General features: G+C 67.3%; 24 protein-coding genes. 21 read left to right on the top strand and 3 right to left on the bottom strand.

Translation table 11 applies throughout. The features are described 5' to 3' along the window. Nucleotides 1-36: 36 nt before the first annotated feature. Nucleotides 37-2,631, bottom strand: coding sequence for a bifunctional aspartate kinase/diaminopimelate decarboxylase (locus AB1281_RS03575; protein ID WP_430345067.1), 2,595 nt, complete (start codon nucleotides 2,629-2,631; stop codon nucleotides 37-39). A gap of 75 nt (nucleotides 2,632-2,706) precedes the next feature. On the opposite strand from AB1281_RS03575, the gene AB1281_RS03570 reads away from it, so the two are divergent. Beyond that, on the top strand, nucleotides 2,707-3,579 hold the full coding sequence (locus AB1281_RS03570) for a PhzF family phenazine biosynthesis protein (protein ID WP_430345066.1): 873 nt from the start codon (nucleotides 2,707-2,709) through the stop codon (nucleotides 3,577-3,579). A gap of 131 nt (nucleotides 3,580-3,710) precedes the next feature. Next, a complete protein-coding gene (locus AB1281_RS03565) occupies nucleotides 3,711-4,589 on the top strand; it encodes a PhzF family phenazine biosynthesis protein (RefSeq protein WP_430345065.1) in 879 nt (292 codons plus the stop codon). 101 nt (nucleotides 4,590-4,690) lie between these two features. Here the strand turns inward: AB1281_RS03565 and AB1281_RS03560 are convergent, their stop codons facing one another. Beyond that, complete coding sequence (locus AB1281_RS03560) at nucleotides 4,691-5,122, bottom strand: OsmC family protein (RefSeq protein WP_014646276.1); 432 nt, start codon at nucleotides 5,120-5,122, stop codon at nucleotides 4,691-4,693. A 371-nt stretch (nucleotides 5,123-5,493) separates the two neighbouring features. Here AB1281_RS03560 and AB1281_RS03555 point away from each other — a divergent pair, with 371 nt between their 5' ends. From AB1281_RS03555 to AB1281_RS03540, 4 genes are all read left to right on the top strand, one after another. Then, on the top strand, nucleotides 5,494-5,892 hold the full coding sequence (locus tag AB1281_RS03555; protein WP_010483539.1) for an HU family DNA-binding protein: 399 nt from the start codon (nucleotides 5,494-5,496) through the stop codon (nucleotides 5,890-5,892). 256 nt (nucleotides 5,893-6,148) lie between these two features. Further along, nucleotides 6,149-6,457: a DUF3861 family protein gene (locus tag AB1281_RS03550; protein ID WP_075675131.1), complete on the top strand. Its 309-nt coding sequence runs from the start codon at nucleotides 6,149-6,151 to the stop codon at nucleotides 6,455-6,457. Between the two features lie 56 nt (nucleotides 6,458-6,513). After that, nucleotides 6,514-7,053: a hypothetical protein gene (locus AB1281_RS03545; protein WP_430345064.1), complete on the top strand. Its 540-nt coding sequence runs from the start codon at nucleotides 6,514-6,516 to the stop codon at nucleotides 7,051-7,053. 82 nt (nucleotides 7,054-7,135) lie between these two features. After that, nucleotides 7,136-7,732, top strand: coding sequence for a DUF1439 domain-containing protein (locus tag AB1281_RS03540; RefSeq protein ID WP_430345063.1), 597 nt, complete (start codon nucleotides 7,136-7,138; stop codon nucleotides 7,730-7,732). A gap of 72 nt (nucleotides 7,733-7,804) precedes the next feature. Here the strand turns inward: AB1281_RS03540 and AB1281_RS03535 are convergent, their stop codons facing one another. Beyond that, nucleotides 7,805-8,272, bottom strand: a complete 468-nt coding sequence (locus AB1281_RS03535) for an SET domain-containing protein (protein WP_012479369.1) — start codon at nucleotides 8,270-8,272, stop codon at nucleotides 7,805-7,807. Between the two features lie 209 nt (nucleotides 8,273-8,481). Between AB1281_RS03535 and AB1281_RS03530 the strand changes: the two genes are divergently transcribed. The 15 genes from AB1281_RS03530 (at nucleotide 8,482) to AB1281_RS03460 (ending at nucleotide 24,631) form a co-directional block, all read left to right on the top strand. Further along, entirely contained in the window at nucleotides 8,482-8,937 is a 456-nt protein-coding gene (locus AB1281_RS03530) for an SUF system Fe-S cluster assembly regulator (RefSeq protein ID WP_005408436.1), read from the top strand. Nucleotides 8,938-8,954: 17 nt separating this feature from the next. After that, a complete protein-coding gene (sufB, locus tag AB1281_RS03525) occupies nucleotides 8,955-10,430 on the top strand; it encodes a Fe-S cluster assembly protein SufB (RefSeq protein WP_032129234.1) in 1,476 nt (491 codons plus the stop codon). A 74-nt stretch (nucleotides 10,431-10,504) separates the two neighbouring features. Beyond that, entirely contained in the window at nucleotides 10,505-11,269 is a 765-nt protein-coding gene (sufC, locus tag AB1281_RS03520; RefSeq protein WP_032957818.1) for a Fe-S cluster assembly ATPase SufC, read from the top strand. After that, nucleotides 11,269-12,531 carry a Fe-S cluster assembly protein SufD gene (sufD, locus tag AB1281_RS03515; protein ID WP_430345062.1) on the top strand — a complete coding sequence of 421 codons (1,263 nt, stop codon included), beginning with the start codon at nucleotides 11,269-11,271 and terminating at the stop codon, nucleotides 12,529-12,531. Before sufC ends, sufD begins: the two co-directional genes overlap by 1 nt. Then, nucleotides 12,528-13,784: a cysteine desulfurase gene (locus AB1281_RS03510; protein WP_005408431.1), complete on the top strand. Its 1,257-nt coding sequence runs from the start codon at nucleotides 12,528-12,530 to the stop codon at nucleotides 13,782-13,784. The genes sufD and AB1281_RS03510 overlap by 4 nt, the downstream gene beginning before the upstream one ends. Before the next feature lie 328 nt (nucleotides 13,785-14,112). Next, nucleotides 14,113-14,400, top strand: coding sequence for a cytochrome b-c1 complex subunit 6 family protein (locus AB1281_RS03505; protein WP_430345061.1), 288 nt, complete (start codon nucleotides 14,113-14,115; stop codon nucleotides 14,398-14,400). A gap of 144 nt (nucleotides 14,401-14,544) precedes the next feature. Next, the gene (locus AB1281_RS03500; RefSeq protein ID WP_430345060.1) at nucleotides 14,545-15,084 is read left to right on the top strand and encodes a GNAT family N-acetyltransferase; all 540 of its coding nucleotides are present in this window, start codon (nucleotides 14,545-14,547) and stop codon (nucleotides 15,082-15,084) included. Continuing rightward, entirely contained in the window at nucleotides 15,081-15,413 is a 333-nt protein-coding gene (locus tag AB1281_RS03495; protein ID WP_061479221.1) for a non-heme iron oxygenase ferredoxin subunit, read from the top strand. Before AB1281_RS03500 ends, AB1281_RS03495 begins: the two co-directional genes overlap by 4 nt. 661 nt (nucleotides 15,414-16,074) lie before the next feature. Beyond that, a complete protein-coding gene (locus AB1281_RS03490) occupies nucleotides 16,075-18,399 on the top strand; it encodes a catecholate siderophore receptor Fiu (RefSeq protein ID WP_430345059.1) in 2,325 nt (774 codons plus the stop codon). Nucleotides 18,400-18,449: 50 nt separating this feature from the next. Next, nucleotides 18,450-19,127, top strand: a complete 678-nt coding sequence (locus AB1281_RS03485) for a Fe2+-dependent dioxygenase (protein WP_430345058.1) — start codon at nucleotides 18,450-18,452, stop codon at nucleotides 19,125-19,127. A 164-nt stretch (nucleotides 19,128-19,291) separates the two neighbouring features. Continuing rightward, on the top strand, nucleotides 19,292-19,693 hold the full coding sequence (locus AB1281_RS03480; protein ID WP_430345057.1) for a hypothetical protein: 402 nt from the start codon (nucleotides 19,292-19,294) through the stop codon (nucleotides 19,691-19,693). A gap of 145 nt (nucleotides 19,694-19,838) precedes the next feature. Continuing rightward, the gene (locus tag AB1281_RS03475; RefSeq protein WP_430345056.1) at nucleotides 19,839-22,259 is read left to right on the top strand and encodes a TonB-dependent receptor domain-containing protein; all 2,421 of its coding nucleotides are present in this window, start codon (nucleotides 19,839-19,841) and stop codon (nucleotides 22,257-22,259) included. Between the two features lie 294 nt (nucleotides 22,260-22,553). After that, entirely contained in the window at nucleotides 22,554-23,192 is a 639-nt protein-coding gene (locus AB1281_RS03470) for a PepSY-associated TM helix domain-containing protein (RefSeq protein WP_101765062.1), read from the top strand. A 41-nt stretch (nucleotides 23,193-23,233) separates the two neighbouring features. Continuing rightward, entirely contained in the window at nucleotides 23,234-23,752 is a 519-nt protein-coding gene (locus AB1281_RS03465; protein WP_004147429.1) for a DUF2271 domain-containing protein, read from the top strand. 75 nt (nucleotides 23,753-23,827) lie between these two features. Beyond that, the gene (locus AB1281_RS03460) at nucleotides 23,828-24,631 is read left to right on the top strand and encodes a DUF4198 domain-containing protein (RefSeq protein ID WP_430345055.1); all 804 of its coding nucleotides are present in this window, start codon (nucleotides 23,828-23,830) and stop codon (nucleotides 24,629-24,631) included. Nucleotides 24,632-24,664: the final 33 nt, after the last annotated feature.

The following is a 24,664-nucleotide window of genomic DNA, read 5'->3' as shown; positions in this document are numbered from 1 at the left end:
GCGTGTCGGTGGGCGGGTGCAGAACGCGCGCGGTGGTCATTCGATCACGTCTTCGCGCGGCAGCATCCGCTGGTTGTAGGTATTGGCCATCGAATAGCCGTAGGCGCCGGCGTCGGCGATCAGCATCACATCGTCCGGCGCGGTCGACACCGGCAGCTTGCGGCGCTTGCCGAACACATCGCTGGATTCGCAGATCGGGCCGACCACATCGAACGCGGCTTCGGCATAGCCGCCCTGGCGGCTGAGGTTCTCGATGTCGTGCCAGGCGTCGTACAGGGCCGGGCGCATCAGCGCGTTCATGCCAGCATCCAGGCCGACGCGGCGCACGCCGTCCTTCTCCACCACCTGGGTGACATGGGTCAGCAGCACGCCGGACTCGGCCACCAGGTAGCGGCCCGGCTCGATCGCCAGGCGGAACGCCGGATGCAGCGCCTTGACCTCGGCCAGGCCCTCGGCCCAGGCATCCAGGTCGAACGGCTCGTCTTCGTCGCTGTACGGAATCGGCAGGCCACCGCCGATATCGATGGTGTGCACGCTGCCGATGCGGCGGGCGAAGCCGGCCAGCTCATCGCACATCAGGCGCCAGTGCTGCGCGGTTTCCACGCCGCTGCCCAGGTGCGCATGCAGGCCGACCACGCGGCTGCCCAGATCGGTGGCCGCGCGCACGAACTCATCGACGCGGGCGATCGGCAGGCCGAACTTGGAGTCCTTGCCGCCGGTACGGACCTTGGCATGGTGGCCTTCGCCACGGCCCAGATCGACGCGCAGCCACAGCTCGCGGTTGCGGAACAGGTCCGGCCAGCGCTGCAGCGCTTCGACGTTGTCGACGGTGACGGTCACGCCCAGCGCGAACGCGGCTTCGTACTCGCTGCGCGGGCAGAAGCTGGGGGTGAACAGCACGCGCTTGGGCGACAGTTCCGGCAGGTGCTGGAACACATGCTTCAGCTCGCCGTGCGAGACGCACTCCAGGCCGAAGCCCTCGGCTTCCAGCAGCTGCAGGATGGCCGGGTGGCTGTTGGCCTTGATCGCGTAGTAACGCTGATCGATCGGCTTGATCGCGGCCAGCGCGCGGGCACGGGCGCGCACGGTCGGCAGGTGGTAGACATAACGCGGCGTACCGGCGTCGGCCAGCTGCAGCAGGTGCGCCCGCTGGCCCCGCCACCACGGCGTGCCACGCGGACGCACGGTGCCGGCGATCTCGCGCCAGCGCGGGCCGAACACTTCGGTCTCTTCCACCGGCATCGCACCGCTGTCGATCAGCTCGGCGTGCAGGATCGGCAGCAGGCCATCGGCATCGGCTTCGTCGATGACGAAGGTCAGGTTCAGGTCGTTGGACGACTGCGAGATCATGTGCACGCGCTCGCGACCGAAGGTGGCCCACACGTCCGACAGCTTGTGCAGCAGCGAACGCATGCCACGGCCAACCAGGGTGATCGCCGCGCACGGCACGATCACCTTCACCTTGCAGATCTGCGACAGGTCGGCCGACAGCGCGGCCAGCACATCGGTGTTGACCAGGTTCTCGGACGGATCCAGCGACACGGTGACGTTGGTTTCGGCCGAACCGATCAGGTCGACCGACAGGCCATGCTTCTTGAACAGGTTGAACACATCGGCCAGGAAGCCGACCTGCTGCCACATGCCGATGCCTTCCATCGACACCAGCACGATGCCGTTGCGGCGGCTGATCGCCTTCACGCCCGGCACCGGCGCAGCACTGCCGTCGATGCTGGTGCCCGGCAGTTCCGGGCGCTCGGTATCGAGGATGGCCATCGGCACGCCGGCATCGCGGCACGGCTTGATCGAGCGCGGGTGCAGCACCTTGGCGCCGGTGGTGGCGATTTCCTGCGCCTCGTAATAGTCCAGGCGGGTCAGCAGGCGCGCGTCCGGCACGTCCTTCGGGTTGGCACTGAACATGCCCGGCACATCGGTCCAGATCTCCACGCGGCTGGCGCCGAGCAGCGCGCCGAAGTACGCCGCCGAGGTATCCGAGCCACCACGGCCGAGGATGGCGGTACCGCCATCGGCATGCCGCGAGATGAAACCCTGGGTGATCAGCAGGCGGGTCGGCTGCGCGCGGAAGCGCTGCATCCACTCCGCATCGGCACGCCACTGGCAGTTCACCGACAGGCGCTGCGACCAGTCGCTCTGGTTCGGCTGCGGCGGCATCGCGTCCAGCCACTGGCGGGCATCCATCCAGCCCATGTCCAGGCCCGAAGCGTGCAGATAGGCCGCGCCCAGCGTGGACGACAACAGCTCGCCCTGGCCCAGCACTTCGGCCTGCCACTGCAGCGGACGGGTGGCCGCACGCGGGTCGTCGAGCAGGCCCTGCAGCGCCGCCAGGCGCTCGGCCAGTACTTCGCGGCCCAGGCCCAGTTCGGCCAGGAAGCCTTCATGGCGTTCGACCAGCGCGGCCACGCGATCACGGCTGTCCGGCGCGCCATCGGCGATCGCGGTCAGTTCGTTGGTGACCCCGGACAGCGCCGACACCACCACCAGCACACGCGAGCCGGTCTCTTCCGCGCGTTTTTTCGCCAGCTTCCCGATCGTGTCCCAGCGGTGACGACGCGACACCGAAGTGCCGCCGAACTTCAGTACGATCCAACGATCGACAAGGGGGGAAGCTGACATGGATTGGCTATGTAGAATGTGGGGAAGCCGCCCCTGGGGGCGGAACCTTTGATTCTAAGCGCAATATCCCCGTAGATGGCCGTCCTCCGTTACCTGCAGCTCGATGTCTTCGCCCCCCGCCCCGGCACCGGCAATCCGCTGGGCGCCCTCCTGGATGCCGACGACCTCTCCGGCGAGCAGATGCAGGCCCTGGCCGCCTGGCTGAACCTGTCCGAGACGGTGTTCTTCCTGCGCCCCAGCGCGCCCGGCGCCGATTACCACATCCGCATCTTCACCCCGACCCGCGAGCTGGCCTTCGCCGGCCACCCCAGTGTCGGCGCGGCCTGGGCGGCGGTGAGCTGCGGCCTGGCCCAGCCGCGCGACGGCGCCCTGCTGCAGCAATGCGCGGCGGGAGTGCTGCCGGTGCGGGTGAGCGGCCCGGCCGAGGCGCTGCAGATCCAGCTGGCCAGCCCAGCGGCGCGGCAACTGGACACAGCCGCGGACGGAGCACCCGAAACACTGCTGGCCCTCGCCGCCAACGGCCACGTGCCCGAACTCTGGGACAACGGCGCACGCTGGTGGCTGCTGCCGCTGCGCGACGCCGCCGCCGTGCGCAACCTGGCGCCGGACATGGCCGCGCTGGCTGACTGGAGCCTCACCACCGATGCCACCGGCGTGGCCGTATTCGCCGACGAGGCCGGCAGCGACCACACCCGTGTGGTGCGCGCCTTCTGCCCCGCTGATGCGGCCAGCGTGCCGGAAGATCCGGTCACCGGCAGCGCCAATGCCCTGATCGGTGCCTGGCTGCGGCAGCGCAATGCCCTGCCCGGCCGCGAGGGCCACTACGTGGCCAGCCAGGGCCGCGAAGTCGGCCGCGATGGCCGCGTGCAGGTCGAGGTCGATGCGCAGGGCACGGTCTGGATCGGCGGCCAGGTGCAGCCGGTCATCGACGGCCACATCCGCTGGTAGCGCACGGAAAAAAGGGGACGGAGGGAATTAAGTCGCTTGTGCCCCATGTGCCATAAGCGACTTAATTCCCTCCGTCCCCTTTTTTGTGCCCCGCGCTACGCTATGCCGCCTGTTTACTGGAGTCCTGCCTGATGTCCACCCGCCGCTTCCTGCAGCTGGATGTGTTCTCCCCGCGCGCCGGCGCGGGTAATCCGCTGGCCGTGGTGCTTGATGCCGAAGGCCTGGACGATGCCAGCATGCAGGCCATTGCGCGCTGGACGCGCCTGCCCGAGACCACCTTCGTGTTCCCGCCGCAGGTCGCAGGCGCCAGCTACCGGCTGCGCATGTTCAGCCCGCAGAAGGAGGTTCCATTTGCAGGCCATCCCAGCGTCGGCACCGCACATGCGGTGCTGCAGGCCGGTCTGGCCGCGCCGGTCGATGGCGTGCTGGTGCAGGATGGCATTGCAGGTGCGCTGCCGCTGCGCGTCAGCGGTGAGGGCGCACAGCGGCGCATCGCCATCCGCACCCCGCGCGCGCAGCTGGCCGAGACCGTCGAGGCCACCGATCCGCGCCTGCAGGCGGCACTGAAGGATTGGCCGCTGGGCTCGCTGCCGCCGGCACGCATGCAGGGCGGGCGCAGCTGGTGGGTGGTGCAGGTGGCCGATGAAGCGGCACTGCGCGCCCTTCGTCCGGACTGGGACGCGGTGGCCGCACTGGCCGAGTCCACCGACAGCATGGGCGTGTTTGCCTACGCCTTCAGCGATGGCAGCGAGGGCTTCGATCTGGCGGTGCGCGCCTTTGTCGGCAATGGCCGCCGCTTCGAGGACGCGGCCTCGGGTGCCGCCAATGCGGTGCTGGCCGCATGGCTGGACCTGCGCGACGCCCTGCCCCGAGGCCGTGCACCGTTCGAAGTCAGCCAGGGCCGCGAAGTTGGCCACGACGCGCGCCTGTCCCTGCGGGTCGATGAAGACGGCGAGGTCTGGTCGGGCGGCCAGGTGCAGACGGTGATCAGCGGCACCATCGATTGGTGATCCGCAAGCTGTAGCGCCGAGCCCACGCTCGGCTGCTTTACGGTCAGATCATTGCAGTTGCGTGAGCCGAGCGTGGGCTCGGCTCTACAGGTAGCGGCCGCTCAGCCCAGTTCGGCTTCCAGGCTGATCGGCACCGCGCTCAGCGCCTTGGACACCGGGCAGTTCTGCTTGGCGTCATCGGCAATGGCACGGAACTGTGCGGCGTCGATGCCCGGCACCACGGCCTTCACCTTCAGCCGGATCTGCGACAGCTGCGGGCCGCCCTCCAGGGACAGATCGACCTTGGCCTCGGTGTCCAGCGAGGTCGGGGTGAAGCCCGCCTCGCCAAGCTTGGCCGACAGCGCCATGGTGAAGCAGCCGGCGTGCGCGGCAGCGATCAGCTCCTCCGGATTGGTGCCCTTCTCGTCGCCGAAGCGGCTGTTGAAGCCGTAGCGGGTCTTGTCCAGCAGCCCACTCTGCGGCGTGCTCAACTGTCCCTTGCCCGACTTCAGATCGCCTTCCCAGTGCGCGGTGGCGTGTCGCGAGATTCCCATGTGCTGCTCCTGCGTGGCGGTGATGAACGGTCACCCTCGCACGGGACGCGTTAGCCCTGCGTCGCTCCGCCGCATGCCGCACGTCCGCCGGAAACCGGACAGGTGGCCACTTCTTCGCCAGACCGGCGCGCATTTTTCCCTTGTTTTCAGTGGTTTCGCGCATTCCACCGATGGGCCGGCGCCGGCCATCGCGTGCGCTGCCACACCCCCTTTCCCCACTACCGGCCATGTACTGAATCGGCCTGGATATGAAAAAACATGCACTTTCCGCGCTTCGGGCTATTGGCGGCGCCCGAGAGTTGCCCTACATTGCGCTTGCCGACGGGGTTCGGCGCCGACCAAACAACCAACCGTTCACGGAACAGGAAACCATGGCAAAGACCGCTAAGAAGGCTGCCCCGAAGAAGGCAGTGAAGAAAGTCGCGACGAAGGCAGCCGCCAAGCCGGCCGCTCCGAAGCCGATCAAGGAAGTGCTGACCAAGTCCGGCCTGGTTGCACACATCGCTGAAGCCTCCGGCGTCATCGCCAAGGACGTCCGCGCTGTGCTGGCCTCGCTGGAAAGCGCCGTCGCCTCCTCGGTGCACAAGAAGGGCGCTGGCTCGTTCACCCTGCCGGGCCTGCTGAAGATCACCACCGTCAATGTGCCGGCCAAGCCGAAGCGCAAGGGCATCAACCCGTTCACCAAGGAAGAGCAGTGGTTCGCTGCCAAGCCGGCCACCACCAAGCTGAAGGTGCGTCCGCTGAAGAAGCTGAAGGACGCCGCGCTGTAAGCGCGCGCCCCAACGCGGATTCCGACGGGACGGCTCTGGCCGTCCCGTTTTTTTTGTCCGGCCCCCCCCCCCCGCAACACAGCGTTGCCGCGGCCCCGGAAATCCCCGTACAGGCCCGCCGCCATTGGCTGCCAGCGCTCCGCAAAGGGCGCGGAACGTACCGGGTGGAACACTGCGTGCAGCGCCGGCCGTCGCCGCCGGCCGTGGCCTTGCCTATGGTGGGCACATCCTCCACAGCTACGGCGAGCACACCCTCATGGCCAGCCCCTCCACCCGCTACCGGATCTCGGTGACCCCGATCGAAAAGGACGGGCTGCAGTGCACCGGGCGCTGCACCATCGAACTGGAACACCGCGCCAGCCGCGACCTGATGCGCCTGCTGGAGGCAGCCCCGCGTACCGCCGGCATCAGTGGCGACGAGCGCGCGACCCTGGTGATCGCCGCCCAGCTGCTGCGCGACATCGTGCAGCGCCACGCCGAGACAGACGGCCACGCACTGGCCGCCATCGCCGGCCAGGTCCTGCCGGCGCTGGACGCGCTGGAGCAGCTGCCCTCCTCCCGCTGATCCCTGCGCAACCGATACACTGCCGCCCTCCAGGTTGCCTCGGGGAGGAGGCAGGCATGCGCAGGATCCTGTTCCTGATCGCACCACTGATGCTGCTGGGCTGTTCGCGCCCGGCGGCACAGACGACGGATGGCATCGCGGCAGCGTCCGCCCCCGTCGCCGCCACCGCAGCAGCGGACACCGGCACCGGCCCCGATCCCGCAGCGCTGCAGGCCAGCGATGTGCCGCTGCTGTCCGCCGTCGCCGACGGTGCCGAGCCGCCCTCGACGATGCTCAACCGCTACGTGGCGGCACTGCTCAACCGCGACCGCGCCGCCAGCGACGCCGCCTGGGCGATCCCGCCCGGCGACCCGCGGCATGCGGACGACGCCGCGCTGCGGCAGCTGCAGGACCTGCGCACCCTGCGCCTGCACAGCGATACCCCGATCGCCCGCGACGAGCGGCAGCCACCGCAGCTGCTTGAGGTACCGGTGCAGATCCGCGCGGTCACCGCCAACGGCACGTTCCGCTTCGGCGGCTGGTACCGCGTGCAGCCCAGCAGCGATGGCAGCGCCTGGCAGATCCAGTCGGCACAACTGCGTCCAACGCTGGACTGAACCGTTGCAGCGGCATGCACGCGCGATTCAGCCTGCGCGGCTACTCTTTGATCCATCCATTTGCTTCCCACCGGTCACCGCCATGCGCCTGCGTTCCCTGATGACCCGCCTCGCGGCCTCCACCGTACTGATCGCTGCTGCGATCGGTGCACAGGCGGCGCCCTCCATCTCCGGCCGCGAACTGTCGGTGGGGGCCAGCGACGTGCAGCAGTACCTCGATGGCAGCTTCCCGCGCACCCAGGACGCCCTCGGCGGCCTGATCGCCCTGACCATGAGCCATCCGCAGCTGAGCCTTCCGGCTGGCGAACGCTTGAACCTGGGCATGGACGTCGCACTGGCCACCGCCGGCGGCAACCCGGCCAGACTGGGTACGGTGAAGCTCAGCAGCGGCCTGCGCTACGACGCGCAGACCCAGGGCTTCCACCTGCAGCAGCCGAGCGTGGATGACTTCACCCCGGCCAACCAGGGCGGTCGCCTCGATTCGCGCACCCGCGGCCTGCTCAATGCCTGGCTGAGCGACTACGCCCAGCGCGAACCGATCTACAAGCTGGACCCGGCCGTGGCCAGCCTGCTCGGCGCCCTGCAGGTGCAGTCGGCACAGGTGAAGAACGGCAAGCTGGTGGTCACCTTCAACCAGAACCTGGGCAACCTGGTGCCGGCAGGCGTGCTGGGCAAATAAGGTGGTGCCGGCCGCTGGCCGGCACGCTTTTCACATGTGTGCCGGCCAGCGGCCGGCACTACCCGCTGCGGATCAGCGCTTGGGCTGCAGCATCGTGCCTGTGCACTTGGGCGAGCCGCAACGGCACTCCCAGATCTTCTTCAGCTTGGCCGTGTGGCGCTCGGCCAGGGTGATGCCGTAGTTGTAGGTCAGCTCCTCGCCGGCCTTGATATCGCGCAGTGCCTCGATGAACACCTTGTCGCCCCGGCTGTCGCCGTCCTCGTCTTCCTCGATCACCGCCTCGCAGTTCGGGTCGCAGCTGTGGTTGATCCAGCGCGCGTCGTTGCCCTTGTAGTTGGCATCGATCACCCAGTCATCGTTGAGGGTGAACAGGAAGGTATGGCCGCTTTCGACGTCGCCGCTGTCATCGGCATCGACATCGCCGTGGCTGCGCAGCAGGCCCTTGTACTGGATCACGCGCTCGCCCTGCTTGATCGGGGCCACGGCGAACACGCCGTTGCCATGGATGGCGGACTTGCGGGCTTGGATCTTCTTCGGCATCGGCACGGGCTGTTTGCAGCGGATGGAACGGGGATTCTCGCCCATTCCGGGTGATTGCGAAAATCACCCCGTTGGCGCAGCATTGCGCCTAGGCAACGGCCCCGGTGTGTCCTCCCGGCCCGGCCCCAGCGCCGGCTGAATGCCCGGGTTGGATGGCGGCGAATAAAAGCGTACAATTTCAGTCCGCTTTAAGAACCACTCGCATCCCCATGTTGCGCGTCACCAAACTCACCGATTACGCCACCGTCGTGCTGACCGTGCTCGCCGCCCGTCCGGGCGAAGTGCTCAGTGCCACCGAGCTGGCCGAATTCACCGGTCTGGAGCCGCCCACCGTCAGCAAGGTGCTCAAGCCACTGGCCCAGGCCGGCCTGGTCGAAGGCCTGCGCGGCGTCCGTGGCGGCTACCGGCTGACCCGCCCGGCCATCGAGATCTCGCTGTTCGAAGTGGTCGAAGCGATGGAAGGGCCACTGGCCCTGACCGAATGCAGCCACGACCACCACCAGTGCGGCATGGCGCCCAAGTGCGGCGCGCGCAGCAGCTGGCGGCTGATCAACGACGTGGTCTCCGAGGCCCTGCGCGATGTCACCCTCGCCCAGATCCTGCCCCCTCTCCCCCTTGCCGATGACGAACAGCGCCGCACCATCGCTGTCGACGTCGTCTCCTGATCCGTAGGCAGCCCCCCATGGCCACCGAAACCATCGAAAACGTCGCCCACGACGACACCCCCAACCGCGAGATCCACGAGCAGCTCGGCCGCAAGTATTCGGCCGGCTTCATCACCGAGATCGAATCGGACTCCCTGCCGCCGGGCCTGGACGAGGACACCATCCGTGCCCTGTCGGCCAAGAAGGAAGAGCCGGAGTGGATGACGCAGTGGCGCCTGGATGCCTACCGCCACTTCCTGACCATGCCGATGCCCGACTGGGCCAAGCTGGAGATCGCCCCGATCGACCTGCAGGCGCTCAGCTACTACTCCGCGCCGAAGGGCCCGAAGTACGCCTCGCTGGATGACGTGCCGAAGGAACTGCTCGACACCTACGACAAGCTGGGCGTGCCGCTGCACGAGCGCGCCAAGCTGGCCGGCGTGGCGGTGGATGCGGTGTTCGACTCGGTGTCCGTGGGCACCACCTTCCGCAAGGAACTGGCCGAGAAGGGCGTGATCTTCTGCTCGATGTCCGAGGCCATCAAGGAACACCCGGAGCTGGTCCGCCAGTACCTGGGCACTGTGGTGCCGGTGGGCGACAACTACTTCGCCGCGCTCAACTCGGCGGTGTTCTCCGATGGCAGCTTCGTGTTCATTCCCAGGGGCGTGCGCTGCCCGATGGAACTGAGCACCTATTTCCGCATCAACGCCGGCCACACCGGCCAGTTCGAGCGCACCCTGATCGTGTGCGAGGACAAGGCCTACGTCTCCTACCTGGAAGGCTGCACCGCGCCGATGCGCGATGAGAACCAGCTGCACGCCGCGGTGGTCGAGCTGGTCGCGCTGGAAGATGCGGAGATCAAGTACTCCACGGTGCAGAACTGGTATCCGGGCGACGAGAACGGCGTCGGCGGCATCTACAACTTCGTCACCAAGCGTGCCGAATGCCGTGGCGCGCGCAGCAAGGTCACCTGGACCCAGGTCGAGACCGGCTCGGCGATCACCTGGAAGTACCCCTCCTGCGTGCTGCTGGGCGACGACTCGGTGGGTGAATTCCACTCCGTCGCGCTGACCCATCACCGCCAGCAGGCCGACACCGGCACCAAGATGATCCACGTCGGCAAGCGCACCAAGAGCAAGATCGTCAGCAAGGGCATCAGCGCCGGTCGCGGCCAGAACACCTACCGCGGCCTGGTCAAGGTCGACCGCAACGCCGACGGCGCGCGCAACTACACCCAGTGCGATTCGCTGCTGATCGGCAAGCAGTGCGGCGCGCACACCTTCCCCTACATCGAGGTGAAGAACCCGGGCGCCACCGTCGAGCACGAGGCGACCACCTCCAAGATCTCCGATGACCAGCTGTTCTACTGCCGCGCCCGTGGCATCAGCCAGGAAGACGCGGTGTCGCTGATCGTCGATGGCTTCTGCAAGCAGGTGTTCCGCGAACTGCCGATGGAGTTCGCGGTGGAGGCCAAGAAGCTGCTGGAAGTCTCGCTGGAAGGTTCGGTGGGCTGACCGCCCGCCCCTGCCCCTCGCAAACGCATTCTCTTTACCGGCGGGCCCTGGTCCGCCCCACGGAAACCCCCACCATGCTGAAGATCGAAAACCTCCACGCCCGCATCGGCGACAAGGAAATCCTCAAGGGCCTGTCGCTGGATGTGAAGCCCGGCCAGGTGCACGCCATCATGGGCCCGAACGGCGCCGGCAAGTCCACCCTGGGCAATGTCCTGGCCGGCCGCGACGGCTACGAAGTGACCGAAGGCAGCGTGCAGTTCGACGGCGTCGACCTGCTGGAGCAGGACCCGGAAGCGCGTGCCGCCGCCGGCCTGTTCCTGGCGTTCCAGTACCCGGTGGAGATCCCGGGCGTGAACAACACCTACTTCCTGCGTGCCGCGCTGAACGCCCAGCGCAAGGCGCGCGGTGAGGAAGAACTCGATTCCATGCAGTTCCTCAAGCTGGTGCGCCAGAAGCTGGCCGTGCTGCACCTGAAGGACGAACTGCTGCACCGTGGCGTCAACGAAGGCTTCTCCGGTGGCGAGAAGAAGCGCAACGAGATCTTCCAGCTGGCCGTGCTGGAACCGAAGCTGGCGATCCTGGACGAGACCGACTCGGGCCTGGACATCGACGCGCTGAAGAGCGTGGCCGACGGCGTCAACGCACTGCGCGGCGCCGACCGCTCGTTCCTGGTCATCACCCACTACCAGCGCCTGCTGGACTACATCAAGCCGGACGTGGTGCACGTGCTGGCCGATGGCCGCATCGTCAAGAGCGGCGGCCCGGAACTGGCGCTGGAGCTGGAAGCACACGGCTACGATTTCCTGAAGGACCGGGTCGTGCCCGAGGCGGCGGTCTGATGAGCGCCCTGCTTGATTCGATGGCCCAGGCCTTCTGCGGCAGCGATGCGCGCCGCGAAGTGCTGGATGCGGCCCTGCGCGACGGCCTGCCGGCCGCCCGCAACGAAGCCTGGAAGTACACCTCGCTGCGCCAGCTGGAACGCCGTTCGTTCGCCGCGGCACCGTTGCAGGGCCCGGCGCTGGACGCCGCGCTGCTGGAAGACATCCCGGCCCCGCGCCTGGTGTTCGTCAACGGCCGCCTGGATGCCGCGCTGAGCGACGTGCAGGCGCTGCCGGCCGGCGTGCAGCTGCAGCCGTTGTCGGCCGCACTGGCCGTCGGTGAAGACGCCGTGCGTTTCCTCGGCCGCCGCTACGAGCGCAGTGAAGAGGTCTTCGCCCGCCTCAACGCCGCACTGGCCGACGAAGGCGTGGTGCTGCGCGTGGACGAAGGCGTGCAGGTCGAAGCACCACTGCAGCTGGTGTTCGCCAGTGTGGCTGGCGAGACCGACCTGGCCTGGCACCACCGCCACCTGATCGAACTGCGTGCCGGCGCCAGCCTCGGCGTGGTCGAGCACCGCTTCAGCGTGGGTGACTCCGCCCACCTGGACAACACCGTGCTGCATGCCCACGTCGCTCGTGATGCCGTGCTCAAGCACGCCCGCGTGCAGGCCGGCAGCGCGCGCCAGACCAGCTTCCTGCGCACCGACGCGGTGCTGGCCCGCGACGCGCAGTACCACCGCGTCGACCTGGAACTGGGTGCCGCGCTCAGCCGCCATGAACTGAACGTGCGCCTGGAAGGCGACAACGCCCAGCTGACCGCCAACGGCGTGCTGCTCGGCAATGGCCGCCGCCACGTCGAAACCCGCCTGGGCATCGACCATATCGCACGCGATACGAGTTGCGAACTGCTGTGGCGCGGCGTCGCCGCCAACCGCAGCCGCGTGGTGTTCCATGGTGGCATCCAGATCCGCGAAGGCGCCGACGGCACCGACGCGAACCTGTCCAACAAGAACCTGCTGCTGTCGGCCGATGCCGAGATCGACACCCAGCCGACGCTGGTGATCGACGCCGATGAAGTGAAGGCCGCGCACGGTGCGACCGTCGGCCAGCTCGATGCCAACGCGCTGTTCTACCTGCGCTCGCGCGGCCTGCCGCAGGCCCAGGCGCAGGCACTGCTGAGCGCCGCGTTCTGCCACGAGCCGCTGAAGATCCTGCCGGACGCGCTGCGTGCGCAGCTGGCACGCCGCCTGGACAAGGCGCTGGCCGAGGCGGGTGTGGCATGAACCTGTCCACGCCGCGCCCGATCGAAGAACGCACCGGCGCCCCCGACTGGGACCGCGTCCGCCTCGACTTCCCGCTGCTGATGCGTGAAGTGCATGGCAAGCCGCTGGTCTATTTCGACAACGCCAACACCGGCCAGAAGCCGGTGCAGGTGATCGGCGCGGTGGACGAGTTCTACCGCCGCTACAACGCCAACGTCAGCCGCGCGGTGCATGCACTGGGCAGCGAAGCCACCGATGCCTACGAAGGTGCGCGCAACAAGCTGGCGCGCTTCCTCAACGTGCGCCCCAGCGACCTGGTGCTGTGCAGCGGCACCACCTTCGCCATCAATCTGGTGGCCTACTCGTGGGCGCTGCCGCGGCTGAAGGCCGGTGACGTGATCCTGATCACGCGCATGGAGCACCACGCCAACATCGTGCCGTGGCAGCTGGTCGCGCAGCGTACCGGCGCCACCATCCGCGTGGCCGAGATCACCCCCGATGGTGCGCTGGACCTGGATGCGCTGCGCGCGGCGATGACCCCCGAGGTCAAGCTGCTGGCGGTCACCCATGTCTCCAACGTGCTGGGCACGGTCAATCCGGTGCGCGAGATCTGCCGCGAGGCGCGCAAGCGCGGCATCATCACCGTGGTCGATGGCTCCCAGGCCGTCCCCCACCGCAAGGTCGACGTCGCCGCGATCGGCTGCGACTTCTACGCCATCACCGGCCACAAGATGTGCGGCCCGACCGGTACCGGCGCACTGTGGGCCCGTCGCGAGCACCTGGACGCGATGCCGCCGTTCCTCGGCGGCGGCGAAATGATCAAGGAAGTCAGCTTCGACGGCACCGTGTTCAACGATGCCCCGCACAAGTTCGAAGCCGGCACCCCGAACATCGCCGGTTTCATCGGTCTGGGCGTGGCTGCCGACTATCTGCAGCAGCTTGGCCAGGAGAACGTGGAAGCGCGCGAAGCCGAACTGCTGGCGCACTTCACCGAAGAGCTGCGCCGCGTCGACGGCCTGCGCATCATCGGCGAAGCACCGGAGAAGGCCGCCGTGGTCTCGTTCCTGATCGATGGCGCGCATGCCCATGACCTGGCGACCCTGCTCGACCTGGAAGGCGTGGCCGTGCGTTCGGGCCAGCACTGCGCGCACCCACTGCTGCAGTACTTCGGCGTCGCGGCCACCTGCCGTGCCTCGCTGGCGTTCTACAACACGCACGCCGAGATCGAGCGGTTCATGACCGCGCTGACCAAGGTACGCAAGCTGCTGGGGTGAGATTCCCAGGCCAGCACAGAGAACCAGGAGCGCCGCGGGAGACCGCGGCGTTTCCGTGTCTAGCGACCCATCTACCAGCCCCGACACGCCCCTCCTCGCACGGCGCCCCACTTCGAGACTTCAATCACAGTATGCGCTGCAAGCAGAGCGCACGATTCGCCCTTGGGCGAGCCTTGAAGAGACCCTCATCCGCAACAGCTCCATCTGCTGTCCTGCAATCTTTGTCTCACTTCCATCTCTGCCAACAAGCCTTGCCCCGCTTTCGCAGTTGCTGCGTCGTACGCAAGACCGTTCTGGCCATTCCCACTCGATTGGAGACAAAGCGAACATGAAGATGATCCGCTCTGCCAGCCTGTCCGCGGTATTCGTGCTGCTGGCGCTCATGCTGCCCGCAAGTTCATTTGCCCAGGATGGCGAGCCTGATGAGCAGGCCGATCTCCGCGCGAAAGCCGCAGATACACCGAAGGGAAAGGAATTGAAGAAGGCACTTGATGAGTGCGAAGCGAAAGTTCAGGCAGCGAAGAATTCACCTGACAGCTGCGAAGAAGAACTATTTGATTACGTGCACTACATTGACAGCGAGATCTCGAAAGAGCTGTTCAAGAAAGTGAAGTAGGGACCCTGCACCTTCTACAGCGAGAACGCCGCGGTCAACTGCGGCGTTTCTCATTGGTAGTGCAGCTAACCTATCGGGCTCCTTCCTGCGCCCCCGAGCTGCTGCCCCATTTGCGCCCGCCCCCGCCCCACCTAGAATGGGGCCATGACCACCCTGACCTTCCGCGCCGCCACGCCGGCCGACATCCCCGCCCTGATCGCCCTCGTCACCTCGGCCTACCGTGGCGACGCCAGCCGCGTCGGCTGGACCACCGAAGCCGACCTGCTGGATGGCGCCCGCATCGACGCCGAAGGCATCCAGGCCGACCTCGACCGCCCCCGCTCCACCATCCTGCTGGCCGAGCGCGAGGGCCAGCTGGTGGCCTGCGCCCACGTTGCCGATGTCGAGGGCAAGGGCTACTTCGGCATGTTCTCGGTCGACCCGGCCCAGCAGGGCGGCGGCGTCGGCAAGCAGATGATGGACGCCGCCGAAGCGCACGCCGCACGCGAATGGAAGGTGCCGGTGATGCAGATGACGGTGATCGACGTGCGCGACGAACTGATCGCCTTCTACGAGCGCCGTGGCTACCAGCGCACCGGCATCAAGAAGCCGTTCCCGTATGGCGACGAACGCTTCGGCATCCCCAAGCGCGACGACCTGCGCTTCGAGATCCTGGAGAAATCGCTGGCCGGAGCCGCCGCGTGAGCGATACCTGGACCTTTGTCTGTGCCGGCAATGAGCTGCTGCCGGGTGAAATGAAGAGCGTGTTCGACGAAGTGACCGGCACGCCGATCGTGGTGTTCAACCTCGACGGCGAGCTGTATGCGCTGGAAGACCAGTGCACGCATGAGGAGTTCGAGCTGTCCTCGGGCGAGTTCAACACCGCCGAAGGCAGCGTGGAGTGCGTGCTGCACGGCGCGCGCTTCGACGTGCGCGATGGCCGCGCCCTGTGCGCACCGGCCTATACCCCGGTGCCCAAGTTCCCGGTGAAGCGCGAGCACGACGCCGTCTGGACCCGCGACGACCGGGATTGAGATCCAGGGCGACCAGCCTTGGGGTGGGTCGACCGATCGGCCCAGAAGCACCTTCCAGGCGCACCCAGGGCCCTCCGACATCGAGCGCCCGCCGCGCAGATGCGAATCATTATCGTTGGTGTTATGCTGAGTAACATCTTCGTCACGAATCCGCCTGCGCCATGGCTTCGCCCGCGCCCACCGCCACGCTGTGCCAGCTCGCCCGCCAAGGGTGGCCGCTGCTCGTGGCTGCGCTGCTGACGCTGCTGCTGGGATGGTCGGCATTGCAGGAAGGCCGGAGCACGTCGACAGGTGATGCGCCCGCCGCCTACGCCCGGGATGCAGCGCCGTCTTCGCCCCCCTACGCGTTGCCTTACGACCACGCGATACAGCGCGCGGAATCCGAGCCAGAAGGGAGCCGGGGTGACAAACCGCCGGCACTGCGGCAGCTGTGCCTGCAGCGCCCGGAGCATGACCCCGCATACGCTCCTACGCCGGCGATGCCTGATCCGCCGGTGCCCGCGACTGATCGTCGCCAGCCTCCCTCGCACGCACCGCCTGCGCAGCTGGTCTGACGCTTTTCTGCGCGCTGCGCAGCCATTGAACTGCATTCCTCTTTCCCGTCCTGTTGCCGCACTGCCTGCGCCGGCGGCTACTTCCTGTTCCTTCTCTGCAGACGCCCATGAACCCGATCAAGAGCCGCAAGCACGCTTCGCCGCTTCGTACCCTGCCGCTGGCCACCGCCAGTCTTGCCGCCGGCCTCGGCCTGGCCACCCTGCCCACGCTGGCCCACGCCGAAGCCGCCGACAATGCGCGCACCCTGGACAAGATCGACGTGCACGCCATCCGTGGCTACAAGGCCGACAAGGTGACCTCGCCGAAGTTCACCCAGCGCCTGCAGGACACGCCGCAGACCATCCAGGTGATTACCAGCGACCTGTTCAACCAGCAGGGCGCCACCACGCTGACCGAAGCGCTGCGCAACAGCCCGGGCGTGGGCACCTTCTATGCCGGCGAGAACGGCAACACCACCACCGGCGACGCGCTGTTCATGCGCGGCTTCGACACCTCCAACAGCCTGTATGTGGACGGCGTGCGCGATCTGGGCTCAATCTCGCGCGATGTGTTCAACATCGAACAGGTGGAAGTGACGAAGGGGCCGGCCGGCACCGACAATGGCCGCTCGGCGCCGACCGGCGCGATCAACCTTGTCAGCAAGCAGGCCAACCTGCAGGACGCGACGTCTGCCAGCATTTCGCTGGGCAGCGACCAGCAGCGCCGCGCCACTGCCGACTGGAACCAGTCGCTGGGCGCCACCAGCGCGCTGCGCATCAACGGCATGTGGCAGGACAGCGATCAGCCCGGCCGCGACCACGTGCAGAACAAGCGCTGGGGCATCGCACCGTCGCTGGCGTTCGGTCTGGGTACCGCCACCCGCTACTACCTCAACCTGCTGTACGTGAAGCAGGACAACGTGCCCGATGGTGGCGTGCCCACCCTGGGCCTGCCGGGCTGGACGCCGCAGCCGACGCTGGAAGCGCTGGCCGGGCATCCGGTCGATCCGGAAAATTTCTACGGCACCCGCGCTGACCACGATGACGTGACCGCGAAGATGGCCACGTTCCGCTTCGAGCACGACTTCAACGACAGCGTGCGCCTGACCAACACCGCGCGCTGGGGCCGCACCGAGCAGGACTATCTGCTCACCGCCTTCATGGGTACGGGCGTGCGCGGCGCGGGGGGCCGCCCGACCGGCAACATCACCTATGCCAACCCGGCTGACCTTTCCAGCTACGCCATCGCGCGCAGCCTGCCGACCTTCAAGGACCAGCGCAACACCATCCTCACCGACCAATTGAACCTGCGTGCTGACTTCCGCACCGGCAGCGTCGGCCATGCGCTGAGCACCGGCCTGGAATTCACCCGCGAAGAATTGGACAGCTACGGCCAGGCCGCCGTCGCCGGTACCAGCTGGCCCGCTGCGAACCTGTACAACCCGGACTGGAACGTCAGTGGCCTGAACTGGGCGCACAACGGCGCCGATGCACACGGCAAGACCACCACCTCCTCGGTCTACCTGTTCGATACGCTGTCCTTCGGCGAAAGCTTCCTGTTGACCGCGGGCGTGCGTGCGGACCACTACAAGACCGAGTACGCCAGCGCGTCGGTGTGTGGTGGCCGCGGCGGACCGGCGTGTGGCAGCAATCCTACCGGCACGGTGCTGCGCAACCCGACGCTGGACGCGTCCGATACGCTGCTGAACTGGAAGCTGGGTGCCCTCTACAAGGTCGGCGATACCGTCAGCGTCTACGCCAACTACGCCATCTCGCAACAACCCCCGGGTGGCGCCAACTTCCAGCTGAGCAGCTCGGTCAGCAGTGCCGACAACCCCAAGCTGGATCCGCAGAAGGCCAAAACCTTCGAAGTGGGCAGCAAGTGGGCATTCCTGGATGACGCCCTGGCAGTGAACATTGCGTTGTTCCAGACCGATGTGGACAACGAGATCAACACCACCGTGCTCGACGATGCCGGCAACCCAACCCAGACCGGCAGCAAGCGGGTCAAGGGCGTGGAGCTCTCCGCAGTCGGCCGGCTGACCGACAACTGGTCGGTCAGCGCCGGCTACAGCCACCTGGATACCGAAGTAAAAGAAGGTGCAAAGGTGGCCGCCGATGGCACCACCAACCTGACCTATACCCCGGACGACACGTTCACCGGCTGGACCAGCTACACCCTGCCCTACGGCATCACCGTGGGCGGCGGCGTGCGCTATGCCGCCGGCATGCACCGCGGCACCGACGGCGCGGTCGGCACCCCGTCGTTCACCAAGTCCTATGTGGTGTATGACGCGGTCGTGTCCTGGGCAATCAATGAAACCATCTCGCTGCGCTTGAACGGCTACAACCTGTTCGACAAGCAGTACGTGGCCAGCATCAACAAGAGCGGCTACCGTTACACCCCAGGTGCCCCGCGCACCTTCCTGCTCAGCGCGGACATCCGCTTCTGATGCAGCGCGCGGGGGAGCCCACTCCCCCCGCGTCCCCCAAAGGAACCGCCATGCTGCTGCACATTCCCGACGTGCTTTCACCCCAGGACGTGGCGCAGGCGCGTAGGCAACTCGACGCTGCAGACTGGACCGACGGTCGCGAGACCGTCGGTTCACAGGGCGCGATGGTCAAGCACAATCTGCAGCTACCCGATGCATCTCCCCTGAAGGCGAAGCTGGGCAGGGACGTACTGGCCGCGCTGAGCCGCAGCCCTATGTTCTTTGCTGCCGCACTGCCCCTGAAGATCCTGCCACCGCGCTTCAACCGCTACAGCGGTGGCGGCACTTATGGCTTCCATGTCGATGGCGCGGTGATGAACCTGGCCAATGGCGAGCAGCTGCGTTCGGACATCTCCTGCACACTGTTCCTGTCCGAACCGGACGAGTACGAAGGCGGCGAGCTGGTCATCAGCGATACCTACGGCGAGCACGAGGTAAAGCTGCCGGCCGGCGACCTGATCGTGTATCCGTCCAGCAGCCTGCACCAGGTGCGGCCGGTCACCCGCGGCGCGCGCGTGGCTTCGTTCTTCTGGGTGCAGAGCATGATCCGCGACGACGTGCAGCGGCGCCTGCTGTGGGAAATGGATGGCTCGATCGAGCGCCTGCGGCAGACCGGCGGCGACGCCGAGGCGGTGCTGCAGCTGACCGGCGTGTACCACAACCTGCTGCGGCGCTGGAGCGAAGTCTGAGCCCCGTCGGGGCGGCCTGCGACATTTTGGCAATCATTCTCATTTGCAACGGCTAACAGCTCTCATTACAATCTCGCCCCGTTGATGCCGGCCGCTGCCGGCAGACCCTTGGGGACCCCCGCTTGCTGCGCCCGCTTCGCCCTCGTCCACTCATCCATCGCAAGATGGGCACCGCCATGCGCGGCCAGCGTCCCGCGCTGGCCAGCCTGCTGGCGTGGGTGGCGATGCTGGCCTTGCTGCTGGGCACCCTGCCGCTGCTGCCACAGGCCCACGCCGGAATGGCCGTGCAGATGCCGCTGGAAGAGCGCGGTGGCGAAGCGCCGCTGCAGGAAGAGGCGCCAGCCAAGCTGCGCCGCTGCGCGTCCGCTCCGGTGAAGTCGGCCGAGAAGGCACGTCCGCCACTGCTGCTGGCCAGCCAATGGCTGCGCACTGAACTCGAACTCGTACCCGCCACGCCGGCCATGCCCGGCGTGCGCCCGGACTGGCCGCTGGCCGCTCCGGACACGCCCTGGGCCGATGCGCCCGGGCGTCGCCAGCAACGCGGCCAGGCGCCGCCGCCCGCCTGATCCACGGCCCGACGTGACCGCCTGCGCGGTCGCGCCCGCACGCCGCTGCCTGCTTCATCCCTGCCGCCCCTGACCGGGCCTTCCGTGCCTGCCGCGCCCTTCGCGCACGGCGTCGCACCACCCTGCATCCTTCGAGGTAACTGCCATGGCCCAGCGCCATCGTGTCCGTTCGTCCCTGTCCCGCTCCCTGCTGACCAGCGCCGTGCTGGCAGCCTTCGCCAGCCCCGCCCTCGCCCACGGTGACGCCGCAGGCGCGCCGCAGACGCTGGACAAGGTGGTGGTCACCGCCTCCGGCTTCGAACAGAAAGTGATCGATGCTCCGGCCAGCATCAGCGTGGTCAGCCGCGAGGAACTGAGCAAGCGCCCGTACACCAGCCTGGTCGACGCGCTGCGCGACGTCGAAGGCATCGATGTCGGCCTGGAAGCGACCGACAAGAACGGCCGCGCCACCGTCTCGATGCGCGGCCTGCCGTCCGAGTACACCCTGGTGCTGATCGACGGCCGCCGCCAGAGCAATGTCGGCCAGATCTATCCGAACAACTTCGGCGGCGGCCAGTTCGCCTACCTGCCGCCGCTGGATGCGATCGAGCGCATCGAAGTGGTGCGCGGGCCGATGTCCACGCTGTACGGCTCGGACGCGATGGGCGGCGTCATCAACATCATCACCCGCCGCAACCAGGACAGCTGGCACGGCGCGCTGACCCAGGGCTTCACCGTGCAGCAGGATGACCAGTTCGGCGATGCACGCACCACCGACCTGTACCTCAGCGGTCCGTTGCTGAAGGATCGCCTCAGCCTGGCGGTACGCGGCAGCTACTACGACGCCAAGGCCTCCAATCCCGAATGGGATGCGCTGCCGCTGCCGGATGGCACCCTGTGGGAGCGCAGCATCGGCTTCGGCGGCGGTGGCAAGTCGGTCGCCAACACCAACTGGAACAGCGGCGTACGCCTGGACTTCCGCATCAACGACGACCACGAACTGTGGCTGGACTACGACGTGTCGCGGCAGAAGTTCGACAACAGCGAAGGCCAGACCGGCACCCTCGACAGCCTGGCCAGCCTGTGGCGCGTCGGCAACGCCGTCATTCCCAACCCGAACGGCAGCGGCACGCTCACCCGCCGCGTGGTGCAGCCGCGCGTGGGTTACACCGCCTACCAGCGCTACGAGCGCGACCAGCTGTCGCTGACCCATCAGGGCCGCTACAGCTTCGGCACCTGGCAGACCTCGCTGACCCACGGCAAGAGCAGCAACCTCGGCCGCTCGCTGCCGCTGACCCTGGACGAGCGCGCCAACCTGCAGACGCTGTGGAATGACGTCTGCCGCCGCACCGGTGCCGCCAACAACTGCGCGGCCGGCCGAGGCAATGCACTGACCGCCCTCAACCCGAGCGAGATGGCTCGCCTGCAGGCATTCCTGCCGCGTCCGCTGCGCACCATGGAGCTGGAAGGCTACGTGCTCGACACCATGCTCGACCTGGACTTCGACGCACACAAGCTGACCGTGGGTGGCCAGTACAACAACACCGACATGGTCGACGGCGTGTTCGGCATGGACGGCGCCGGCTACCGCAGCAACGTCAAGCAGAAGCACCGCATGTGGGCGCTGTTCGCCGAGGACAACTGGGCGCTGACCGACACCCTCACCGCCACATTCGGCCTGCGCTACGACGACCACAACGTGTTCGGCAGCCATGTCAGCCCGCGCGGCTACCTGGTGTGGAACGCCAGCGACGCATGGACCTTCAAGGGTGGTGTCAGCACCGGCTACAAGACCCCGCGTCCGGACCAGCTGTTCCCGGGCATCACCGGCTTCGGTGGCCAGGGCGTGCTGCCGCTGGTGGGCTCGCCCAACCTGAAGCCGGAAACCAGCACCAACTACGAGCTGGCCGCCTACTACGAGGGCCAGCGCTGGGGCTTCAACGTCACCGGTTTCTTCAACAAGTTCGAGGACAAGATCGCCAGCGGCGGCACCTTCCCGAACTGCGAAGTGGCCCGCGCCGGCAGCGGCTACTGCGTGGACATCGGCCCGGGCTGGGCGGCACTGGGCTACAGCACCTTCACCCAGAGCGTGAACATCGACAAGGCCGAGACCCGCGGTGCCGAACTGGCCGCGCATGTCGACCTGCTCGACAGCCTGCAGCTGCGCGGCAACTACACCTGGACCAAGAGCGAGCAGACCAGCGGCGCGCAGAAGGGCCTGCCGATCAGCGGCACCATGCCGGCCAGGCACATGGCCAACGCCAGCCTCAACTGGCAGGTCAACGAAGCGATCAGCCTGTCGCTGATCGGCGAAGGCCGCTACGACCGCTATCGCGACACGCTGCTGGACGCCAACGGCGCCAGCCACACCCGCTATTACGAGGACTACACCATCTTCCATCTCGGCGGCAGCTGGAAGGCCACGCCATGGCTGACGGTGAACGCGCGGGTCAACAACCTGTTCGACAAGGACTTCGTCTCGCAGTCGTGCCTGCTGATCAGCCAGAGCGAGTTCAACTGCGTGGACGACTATGCGACCAAGGACCAGCGCCGCAGCTACTGGATTTCGCTCAACGCGAAGTTCTGATCGCCGCGCACCGCCCTGCTTCGGTAGGTGCCAACCTAGGTTGGCACCGCCCTGCCCTGGTGGGTGCCAACCTTGGTCGGCACCGCTTCATCCACGCATGGCGTGGATCTACCGACCGGCGGTAACGGTAGTGCCGGCCGCTGGCCGGCAACCGCCAATACCCCATCCGAGCGGTAGTGCCGGCCGCTGGCCGGCAACCGCCAATACCCCGTCTGGGATACAGAACGATACGCAATTGCGAGCTATTCTCATCAATGATGTAATGGGCAGTCCCCGTCCGCCTCGAACCGTGCCGTGAGCCGTCCTGCCTCCTCCACCGTGCAGCAGCAACAGAACCGTGGCTTCTGGCTGCGGACGCTGCACCAGTGGCACTGGATCAGCTCGGCGGTGTGCCTGATCGGCATGCTGCTGTTCGCGGTGACCGGTCTGACCCTCAACCATGCCGCGAAGATCGAAGCCAAGCCCCAGGTGCAGAACCAGCAGCTGGAACTGCCTGCCGAACTTCTCGGCCAGCTCGGCACGCGCGAAGACGGCAACGCACCGATCCCGCGCCCGGCCCGGCAATGGCTGGACACGCAGCTGGGCATCGCCATCGGTGGACGCCCGGCCGAGTGGTCGGCCGAAGAGATCTACCTGTCGCTGCCGCGCCCCGGCGGCGACGCCTGGCTGAGCATCGATCGCGAGACCGGCGCGGTGGAGTACGAATCGACCTCGCGCGGCGTGGTGTCCTACCTCAACGACCTGCACAAGGGCCGCAATGCCGGCCCGGCGTGGGGCTGGTTCCTGGACCTGTTCGCCGTGGCCTGCCTGGTGTTCTGCATCACCGGCCTGTTCCTGCTGCACCTGCATGCACGGCAGCGGCGCATGACCTGGCCGCTGGTCGGCCTCGGCCTGATGATTCCGCTGCTGATCGCCCTGCTGTTGATCCACTGACGTCCCCCCATGAATTCCATCCGTTTCCCCGGAGCCGCCCCATGCGCGTCACCCTGACCATCGCCCTCAGCGGCCTGCTGGCCACCTCGCCGGCCTATGCCACCACCCTCGACATCAACGTCGAAGTGCCCAAGCTCAACGTGGCCGAGTACCACCGCCCGTACGTGGCGGTGTGGCTGGAAGGCGCCGACCAGAAGGTCGCCGCCAACCTGTCGGTCTGGTATCAGCAGACCAGCAACAGCGAAGGCCATGGCACCAAGTGGCTGCCGGACCTGCGCCAGTGGTGGCGCAAGAGCGGCCGCACCCTGCAGGTGCCGGTGGACGGCGTGACCGGCCCGACCCGCCCGGCCGGCAAGCACGCACTGTCCTTCAACGACAAGCAGCCGGCACTGAAGCAGCTGGCCCCGGGCAACTACACCCTGGTGGTGGAAGCGGTGCGCGAAGTCGGCGGCCGCGAACTGCTGAAGATCCCCTTCACCTGGCCGGCCACCGCCGCACAGAACGGCAAGGCGCAGGGCGCCACCGAACTGGGCCAGGTCACCCTCGCCGTCAAACCCTGAAAAGGGGACGGAGGGGATTAAGTCGTAATCCCCTCGCCCTTGTCGCACCACCCCGCATCCACTGGAGTCTTCCGCATGAAGCGCACGCTCGTCCTCGCCGCCGCCCTGGCCGCTGCCCTTCCCTTCTCCGCCCTGGCCCACAAGGCCTGGCTGCTGCCCTCGCAGACCGTCATCGCCGGCAACGCGCCGTGGATCACCGTCGACGGTGCGGTCTCCAACGACCTGTTCTACTTCAACCACGTGCCGCTGCGTCTGGAATCGCTGGTGATCACCGCCCCGGATGGCAGCACCGTGCAGCCGCAGAACGCGTCCACCGGCAAGTACCGCAGCGTGTTCGACCTGGAACTGAAGCAGCCGGGCACCTACCGCATCGCCTCGGTCAATGACGGCCTGTTCGCCACCTACGAGCAGAACGGCGAGCGCAAGCGCTGGCGCGGCAGTGTCGCCACCTTCGGCGAACTGCCGAAGGACGCGAAGAATCTGGAAGTGAGCCAGTCGATCGGCCGCGTGGAGACCTTCGTCACCAACGGTGCGCCGAACGACACCGCGCTGAAGCCGACCAACCGTGGCATCGAGCTGGTCGCCGTCGGCCACCCGAATGACCTGTTCGCCGGCGAGGAAACCACCTTCCGCGTGCTGGTCGATGGCAAGCCGACCGCCGGCCTGGAGTTCGAGATCGTGCGTGGCGCCACCCGCTACCGCAACGCGCAGGACGAACTGAAGCTGACCAGCGACGCCAAGGGCGAGATCAAGGTGACCTGGCCGGAAGCCGGCATGTACTGGCTGGAGACCAGCACCGAGGACAACAAGACGTCGGTGAAGCAGGCCGCCAAGCGCCGCCTGAGCTACGTCGCCACGCTGGAAGTGCTGCCGCAGTAATGTGGACCGCGATGCCGGGCATTCCCCGGCATC

It is taken from the genome of Stenotrophomonas sp. NRRL B-14846, from assembly GCF_050473585.1.
In the GTDB taxonomy this organism is placed as follows: domain Bacteria; phylum Pseudomonadota; class Gammaproteobacteria; order Xanthomonadales; family Xanthomonadaceae; genus Stenotrophomonas.
This window is presented reverse-complemented; position numbering and strand designations above follow the sequence as displayed.